The sequence below is a fragment of the Cecembia lonarensis LW9 genome (genome assembly GCF_000298295.1).
In the GTDB taxonomy this organism is placed as follows: domain Bacteria; phylum Bacteroidota; class Bacteroidia; order Cytophagales; family Cyclobacteriaceae; genus Cecembia; species Cecembia lonarensis.
Genome location: NZ_AMGM01000177.1, coordinates 1 through 1,752 on the forward strand (window position 1 = coordinate 1; position 1,752 = coordinate 1,752).

General features: G+C 53.9%; 1 rRNA gene. It reads left to right on the top strand.

Annotated elements, in window-relative coordinates:
• Positions 1-478: 478 nt before the first annotated feature.
• Positions 479-1,752 (top strand): 16S ribosomal RNA (locus tag B879_RS23695); the annotation flags it as partial.

Below are 1,752 nucleotides of genomic sequence, written 5' to 3' on the forward strand. Positions count from 1 at the left end.
CTGTTTCAAGCGGTCTAAAGCGTGAAACACCACGTGTTTCCGGGACTTTGGTGTCGTATCCCGGCTAGGAGCAGGCGGTTTGGACATTCCGGCCCGTTGCGCGTAGAGTTGTTTCTCGCACCGAGCCCCGAAGCTTAGCCGAAAAGCTAACGCCGAGGAAGACGGATGCGAAAGAATTCTTGAAGAACTTTGGACGTCGAATTGACACCGGGTTCCGAAAGGTCTAAGATAGTAAAGTTGCTCCAGAGCGAAGCGCCGGCAGGTTTGTAAGTCCGGGTCGTGGATGTTGGAAGCGTCTGTTGTTTGAGAACTCAATAGTGTGCCAAGTTTGTTGATACCAATTTATTTATTTTATTGGTGAATGGCTTCAAGATTCGCACCCCCGTGTGGATGCTTGAAGCAATTTGCCAGGATGTTTTTACTTGGTGCAACCCGGTCGACTTTTTCCAGTTGGCGTGATGGTTGTGTCTGTAATTTTTTTACGGAGAGTTTGATCCTGGCTCAGGATGAACGCTGGCGGCGTGCTTAACACATGCAAGTCGAACGATGACCCCGTGCTTGCACGGGTGATTAGTGGCGAACGGGTGAGTAACACGTGAGTAACCTGCCCTTGACTCTGGGATAAGCCTGGGAAACTGGGTCTAATACTGGATATGCACCGTGAACCGCATGGTTTTTGGTGGAAAGATTTATTGGTCAAGGATGGACTCGCGGCCTATCAGCTTGTTGGTGAGGTAATGGCTCACCAAGGCGACGACGGGTAGCCGGCCTGAGAGGGTGACCGGCCACACTGGGACTGAGACACGGCCCAGACTCCTACGGGAGGCAGCAGTGGGGAATATTGCACAATGGGCGAAAGCCTGATGCAGCGACGCCGCGTGAGGGATGACGGCCTTCGGGTTGTAAACCTCTTTCAGTAGGGAAGAAGCGAAAGTGACGGTACCTGCAGAAGAAGCGCCGGCTAACTACGTGCCAGCAGCCGCGGTAATACGTAGGGCGCAAGCGTTATCCGGAATTATTGGGCGTAAAGAGCTCGTAGGCGGTTTGTCGCGTCTATCGTGAAAGTCCGAGGCTCAACTTCGGATCTGCGGTGGGTACGGGCAGACTAGAGTGATGTAGGGGAGACTGGAATTCCTGGTGTAGCGGTGAAATGCGCAGATATCAGGAGGAACACCGATGGCGAAGGCAGGTCTCTGGGCATTAACTGACGCTGAGGAGCGAAAGCATGGGGAGCGAACAGGATTAGATACCCTGGTAGTCCATGCCGTAAACGTTGGGCACTAGATGTGGGGGACATTCCACGTTTTCCGCGTCGTAGCTAACGCATTAAGTGCCCCGCCTGGGGAGTACGGCCGCAAGGCTAAAACTCAAAGGAATTGACGGGGGCCCGCACAAGCGGCGGAGCATGCGGATTAATTCGATGCAACGCGAAGAACCTTACCAAGGCTTGACATGTGCTAGATCGCCGTAGAAATACGGTTTCCCCTTTGGGGCTGGTTCACAGGTGGTGCATGGTTGTCGTCAGCTCGTGTCGTGAGATGTTGGGTTAAGTCCCGCAACGAGCGCAACCCTCGTTCCATGTTGCCAGCACGTAATGGTGGGGACTCATGGGAGACTGCCGGGGTCAACTCGGAGGAAGGTGGGGACGACGTCAAATCATCATGCCCCTTATGTCTTGGGCTTCACGCATGCTACAATGGCCGGTACAATGGGTTGCGATACTGTGAGGTGGAGCTAATCCCAAAAAGCCGG